The organism is Rhizobacter sp. P5_A1, assembly GCF_056400745.1.
Genome location: NZ_JBFUKR010000007.1, coordinates 281,629 through 287,940 on the forward strand (window position 1 = coordinate 281,629; position 6,312 = coordinate 287,940).

Here is a 6,312-nt window from a genome sequence, read left to right on the forward strand (position 1 = left end):
TCACGCGGTCCGCGCCTGCAGCGTGCGCGCTTGCTGCACGAAGCGGCGTGTCAGCGATGCGTCGGGCTTCGGGATCGTCGCGCGGCTGTAGCGCTGGCGTTCGAGCACGTCGAGCAAGGCCGCGAGCGCCTCGCCGTCGGCACCGAAGCGCTCGCGCACGCGCTGCGCCAGCGCGCGCGGCGGCTCATGCGCCGCGGCGCCGATGCCCACGCGGACCAGCGCGGCGCGCAGCCGCGCGCTCTGCCGCGTCCACGGATCGACGCGGCGCCGATCCCACCAGGCCCACGCGGCGCCGGCCAGCGCGAGTGCGCTGAGCGCGACGATCAGCAGCAGCGCGAGGTCTTCCCAGCTCGGCGAGCTGACGCCGATGTCTTTCAGCAGGTCGAGCTGCTGGCCGCGCGAGTAGTTCAGGACCCACTGGTTCCAGCGGTTGTTCAGCGCTTCCCAGCCGCCGCGCAGCTGCTCGAGCAACTGCGGGCTGACGTTGCCGAGTGCGCCGGCCACGAGCCCCGGCGCGGCCACGAGCCGCCGCGCACGGCTGATGCGTTCGGGCGCGACCGCCGCCGTCGGGTCGGCGCGCACCCAGCCGATGCCGGGTTGCCAGTACTCGGCCCAGGCGTGCGCCGAGCTCTGGCGCAGGATGTAGTAGCCGTCGAACGGCAGCGGGTCGACGCCCTGGTAGCCGGTGACGACGCGGGCCGGCACGCCGGCCGCGCGCATCACGACGACGAAGGCCGACGCGAAGTGCTCGCAGAAGCCGGCGCGCCGGCCGAGCCAGAATTCGTCGATCGCGTCGCGCCCGCGCTCGTCGCCGTAGCTGCCCGGCGCCAGCGTGTAGCTGAAGCCGGCGCTGCGGATGTGCTGCAGCACGGCCTGCGCCAGCACGCGCGGTTCGGCTTTCGCATAGCGCGGCTCGCGCCGCAGCGCCTCGGCCCACGCGAGCGTGCGCGGGTTGTAGCCGGGCGGCAGCGCGAGCGCGTCCTCGAGCCCGGGCTCGCGGCGGGTCGGCCCGTGGCGGAAGTCGACATACGCCTCGGCGCTGAGGCGCACACGATCGAACAGCGGCTTGTCGGTGCGCCATTGGAGATCGGGCTGGCCGACGACGCGGTAGCCCTCGATCGCCGGCGCGCTGCTCGCGGCCTCGAGCAGCGGCAGGCTCGTCAGCCGCAGCGGCTCCAGCGTCATCTCGTAGCGCAGTGCCGTGCCCGAGGTGCGCAGGTTGCGCGGCAGCACGAGCGATGCGCCGAACGACGGCTGCGCCTGCCACTCGAGGCCGTCGAAGCGCGTCAGCACCGGGCCGCGGAAGTACATCGCCTGCGGCGGCGGAGGCGCATCGATGAAGTGGATGCGCAGCGCGATGCTGTCGTCGATGGCGACCTCGGCCACCGACCCCATCCGCATCGAGTTCGACAGCCCGGTCTTCGACTGGCCGTCCTGCGGCACGCCCCACAGCGGCCCGATGCGCGGGAACAGCACGAACATCAGCGCCATGATCGGCGCGCCGAGCAACGCGGTGCGTGCCGAGAGCCGCGCCGCCTGGCGCAGGCTCGGCTGCCCGACTGGCATGTGCGCGAGCACCAGCGCGGTCAGCAGGCCCCAGACCGACACCAGCATCGCCGCGGCGACCGGCAGCGACTGCGAATACAGGAAGTGCGTCAGGATCAGGAAGAAGCCGAGGAAGAACACGACGAACGCATCGCGCCGCGCGCGCAGCTCGAGCGTCTTCATCGCCATCAGCACGACCGCCAGCGTCACGCCGGGCTCCTTGCCCAGCAGCGTGCGGTACGACCAGAAGGTCAGCGCCGCGGCCACGGCCAGCAGCGCGACCAGCGCCCAGCGACCCGGCAGCGGCCCATTCGCGATCGCGAGCTGCGCGCGCCACAGCAGCACGACCAGCGTCAGCAGCGAACACCACGTCGGCAGGTGCGAGACATGCGGCAGCACGGTCCAGCCGATCACCGTCAGCAGGAACAGCGTGTCGCGCGCATCGCGCGGCAGGTGGCGCCAGCTGGGCCAGCGCAGCCCGCGCGGCGCCGCGCCGTGGGGCGCCGTCGTTGCGGTCACTGCCACAGCGCGAGCGCCTCGAGGCAGCGGCGGCGCTGCGCGTCGCCATCGGCGGTGGCGATCTCCACGCCGGGCAGCCGCAGCCCGTAGTCGGCGCCGGCACGTTGCGCGGCGAGCGTCCACGCGGTCAGGCGCGACAGGCGTTCCTCGGGCGCGAGTGCGCCGCAGGCCTGCCAGTCGAGCCACAGCTCACGGTGCGCGGACGCGCTCGTGTCGCGGCTCACCAGGTCGCCGCCGGTGTCGAGTGCCTTTGCGGCCTTCTTCCATGCAATCAGCTTCAGCGGATCGCCGCGCCGATAGGCGCGCACGCCCTCGACCTCGCCGCCATCGGGACTGCGCGCCTGCGTCGGCCCACCCGGCACCGCGCGAGCCGCGGGCAATGCCGCGGCGGGCCGCTCGGGCCGCGGGTAGACAAGCCACTGCGCGGCCGGGCGCCAGACGGTCCAGACGCGAAACAGCCCGAGCGGAAAGCGTGTCTCGGCACCCAAGGTCGGCGCCTCGTGACGCCCGCGCCGCGCCGGCACGAAGCTGACCTGCGCATGCGCCTGGCCGAGCGCGGGCACGTCGATCCAGGTCAGCGTCGCCCCGGGTGCGCCGACGACCTTCAGGCCGATGCCGAAGCGCGCGGTGCCGGGGCTGGTCAGCACGACGTCGAGCACCGCGGGGTCGCCCGCGAAACCCGGCGTGACCGGCTTCAGGTGCAAGGTCAGCCCGCGCAGCGTCGCGTGCGTCAGGTGCATCGAGACGACGCCGCTGCCCGCCAGCAGGAAGGTCAGCACGTAGCCGAGATTCAGCTGGTAGTTGATCGACGCGAGCAGCAGCACGATCAGCGTCATGCCGAACATCCAGCCCGCGCGCGTCGGCAGGATGTAGACGTTGCGCTGTGTCAGCAGCAGCGTGTCGGTGCGCGGCTGGCGCGCCTGCGCCCAGGCCTGGAAGCGGGCGCGCGCAAAGGCGGCCGGGTTCAGGCTCGACGCGCGCGGAGCGACGGCTTCGGCCACGATCAACGCCCTACGGAATTGCCACCGCCTCGACCATCGCGCGCACCTGCTCCACGCGGCCGCGCCCGGCACCGGCGACCGGGATCAGCCGGTGCGCGATCGTCTGCGGGAGCACGTACTGGATGTCGTCCGGCGCGACGTAGTCGCGTTGACCGAGCAGCGCCCGCGCGCGCGCCGCGCGCAGCACGCCGATGCCGGCGCGCGGCGACAGGCCCTCGACGAACCAGCGCCCGGAGCGCGTCGCCGCGATCAGCGCCTGCAGGTAGTCGAGCAGCGCGTCGGAGACGTGCACCGCCTGCGTCGCGTGCTGCGCGGCGACCAGCTGCTCAGGCGTCATCACCGCGCGCAGGCCGTGGATCGCCTCGCGCCGGTCCTGGCCGGCGAGCAGCGCGCGTTCGCTGGCCTGGTCGGGGTAGCCCAGCGTCAGGCACATCAGGAAGCGGTCGAGCTGCGATTCGGGCAGCGGGTAGGTGCCGAGCTGGTCGCTCGGATTCTGCGTCGCGATCACGAAGAACGGGGAGGGCAGCGCGCGCGTTTCGCCCTCGACGCTGACCTGGTGCTCCTCCATCGCCTCGAGCAAGGCGCTCTGCGTCTTCGGCCCGGCGCGGTTGATCTCGTCGGCCAGCAGCACCTGCGCGAACACCGGCCCGGGGTGGAACACGAAGGCCTCCTTGCTGCGCTCGTAGACGCTGACGCCGATCAGGTCGGAAGGCATCAGGTCGGCGGTGAACTGGGTGCGCGAAAAGCGCAGCCCGAGCGAGACCGCCAGCGCGTGCGCCAGCGTGGTCTTGCCGACGCCGGGCACGTCTTCGATCAGCAGATGCCCGCCGGCCAGCATGCACGCGACACAGTCCTCGATCTGGGCGCGCTTGCCGACGATAATCGTGCCGATCTGGGCGACGAGTTCGGTCAGTTGCGCCGCCAGCGCCTGGTTGTTGTCGTCGACGCGTTTGTCCATTCATCCACCTTACCCGAAAAGCAACCAGCCGTAAGCAGATGACGACCGCCTTCTACAGCCATCCCGAATGCCGCGGCCACGACATGGGCCGAGGCCACCCCGAGTGCCCGCAGCGCCTCGACGCGATCGACGACTTCCTGCTCGCGACCGGCCTCGATGTCGCGCTCGAGCGCCGCGAAGCGCCGCTGGTCGACCTGACCGACGCCGCCCACGCGCACAGCAGCGGCTATGTCGATGAACTGCGCGACGCGCTCGCGCAGATCGAGCCCGGCACGCTGCGGGCGCTCGACCCCGACACCGCCGCCTGCGCCGGCACCTGGGCTGCGGTGCGGCGCGCCGCCGGCGCCGCGGTCGCCGCGACCGACGCGGTGCTCGACGGCGATGCCGCCAACGCCTTCTGCTCGGTGCGCCCGCCCGGCCACCACGCGACGCGCAGCGAGGCGATGGGCTTCTGCTTCCTGAACAACGTCGCGATCGCGGCGCGCCACGCGCTCGACGTGCGCGGCCTTGCGCGCGTGGCGATCGTCGACTTCGACGTGCACCACGGCAACGGCACCGAAGACATCATCGCCGGCGACGAACGCGTGCTGATGGTCAGCATCTTCCAGGACCGGCTCTACCCGTTCAGCGGCGGCGTGCCGAAGGGCGAGAACATGGTCAACGTGCCGGTGCCCGCGTACACGCGCGGCGCCGAGGTGCGCGAGATGATCGAAGCCAACTGGATGCCGCGACTCGAGGCCTTCGCGCCGCAGATGATCTTCATCTCGGCCGGCTTCGACGCGCACCGCGACGACGATCTCGGCCAGCTCGGCCTGGTCGAGGCCGACTACGAATGGATCACGCGGCGCATCAAGGGCGTGGCCGACCGGCACGCGCACGGGCGCATCGTCTCGTGCCTCGAAGGCGGCTACAACCTCGGCGCCCTGGCGCGCAGCGTGGCCGCGCACCTGCGCGTGCTGGCAGGGGTCTGAGCCCGTGCCGGCGCAGCTCCTGAACGCGAACGACCTGAACGAACTGCTCGGCTCGCTGCGCGACCCGGGCGCGCTGATCGAGCTGGCGGTGCTCGCTGCCTGCCTGGCGCTCGCCTGGGCGGTTGTGCGGGCGATCCGCGGCGCCGACGCGTCCGCCGATTCGATCTGGTTCGGCAAGCGTGTCGTCGATGGGGTGCTGTTCCCGGTCCTCGCGCTCGCACTGGCCTTCGCGGCCAGGTTCACGCTGCACGCGACCGCCCAGGCGGCGGTGTTCCGGCTCGCGGTGCCGATGCTGGTCTCGCTCGTCGTGATCCGCATCAGCGTGCGCGTGCTCGGTGCCACGTTCCCGAACGCGCGCGTGGTGCGCATCCTCGAGCGCAGCATCTCGTGGCTGGCGTGGATCGCGGTCGTGCTGTGGGTCACCGGCGTGCTGCCGATCGCGATGGACGCGATGGACGACGTGCACTGGAAGATCGGCACCGCGCGCCTGTCGCTGCGCAACATCGTCGAGGGCCTGCTGTCGGCCGGCCTCGTGATGGTGATCGCGCTGTGGATCTCGGCGGCGATCGAGAAGCGGCTGCTGCTTCACGGCGCCGGCAGCACGCTGTCGCTGCGCAAGATGGCCGCGAACCTGGTGCGCGTCGCGCTGCTGTTCGTGGGGCTGCTGTTCGCGCTGTCGGCGGTCGGCATCGACCTGACCGCGCTGTCGGTGCTCGGCGGTGCGATCGGTGTCGGCGTCGGCCTCGGGCTGCAGAAGATCGCGGCCAACTATGTCAGCGGCTTCGTCGTGCTGGCCGAGCGGTCGCTGCGCATCGGCGACATGGTCAAGGTCGACGGCTTCGAGGGCCGCATCACCGACATCCGCACCCGCTACACGGTGATCCGCGCGCTGAACGGCCGCGAGTCGATCGTGCCGAACGAGATGCTGATCACGCAGCGTGTCGAGAATGCTTCGCTCGCGGATCCGAACGTCGCGCTCAGCACCGCGGTGCAGATCGCCTACGGCACCGATGTGCGCGCGCTGACGCCGAAGCTCGTCGACGTGGTCCGGCGCGTGCCCCGGGTGCTCGAGGCCCCGGCCCCGGCGGTGCAGCTGACCGAGTTCGCGGCCGACGGCATGAATCTGAACATCGGATTCTGGATCGGCGACCCCGAGAACGGCCAGGGCAACGTGCGCTCCGACGTCAACCTCGCGGTGCTCGATCTGCTGAATTCCGAGGGCGTCGAGATTCCGTTCCCGCAGCGCGTCATGCACGCGCCGCCAGCGCCTGCGGCGGCGGAGCCGCCGCCCGCGGCGCAGCGCTGAGCGTCAGCGGCG

General features: G+C 72.1%; 5 protein-coding genes. 2 read left to right on the plus strand and 3 right to left on the minus strand.

The annotated features are described in order from the left end of the window. The 3 genes from AC1DTW_RS10690 to AC1DTW_RS10700 are packed head-to-tail and all read right to left on the minus strand — an operon-like array spanning position 1 to position 4,023. Positions 1-2,070, minus strand: coding sequence for a transglutaminase TgpA family protein (locus tag AC1DTW_RS10690; protein WP_477981054.1), 2,070 nt, complete (start codon positions 2,068-2,070; stop codon positions 1-3). Then, positions 2,061-3,065: a DUF58 domain-containing protein gene (locus AC1DTW_RS10695; RefSeq protein ID WP_477981055.1), complete on the minus strand. Its 1,005-nt coding sequence runs from the start codon at positions 3,063-3,065 to the stop codon at positions 2,061-2,063. The genes AC1DTW_RS10690 and AC1DTW_RS10695 overlap by 10 nt, the downstream gene beginning before the upstream one ends. A 10-nt stretch (positions 3,066-3,075) precedes the next feature. Further along, positions 3,076-4,023 (minus strand): AAA family ATPase, encoded by a 948-nt coding sequence (locus tag AC1DTW_RS10700; protein WP_477981056.1) that lies wholly within the window; start codon positions 4,021-4,023, stop codon positions 3,076-3,078. A gap of 38 nt (positions 4,024-4,061) precedes the next feature. On the opposite strand from AC1DTW_RS10700, the gene AC1DTW_RS10705 reads away from it, so the two are divergent. Together AC1DTW_RS10705 and AC1DTW_RS10710 are read left to right on the plus strand one after the other, a co-directional pair. Beyond that, entirely contained in the window at positions 4,062-4,994 is a 933-nt protein-coding gene (locus AC1DTW_RS10705) for a histone deacetylase family protein (protein ID WP_477981057.1), read from the plus strand. Between the two features lie 4 nt (positions 4,995-4,998). After that, on the plus strand, positions 4,999-6,300 hold the full coding sequence (locus tag AC1DTW_RS10710) for a mechanosensitive ion channel family protein (RefSeq protein WP_477981058.1): 1,302 nt from the start codon (positions 4,999-5,001) through the stop codon (positions 6,298-6,300). The last annotated feature ends 12 nt before the right edge of the window (positions 6,301-6,312 follow it).

Coding starts and splice junctions, on each gene's coding strand:
- AC1DTW_RS10700 (WP_477981056.1), bottom strand. CDS start 4,023: ATGGACAAACGCGTCGACGACAACAACCAGGCGCTGGCGGCGCAACTG.
- AC1DTW_RS10705 (WP_477981057.1), top strand. CDS start 4,062: ATGACGACCGCCTTCTACAGCCATCCCGAATGCCGCGGCCACGACATG.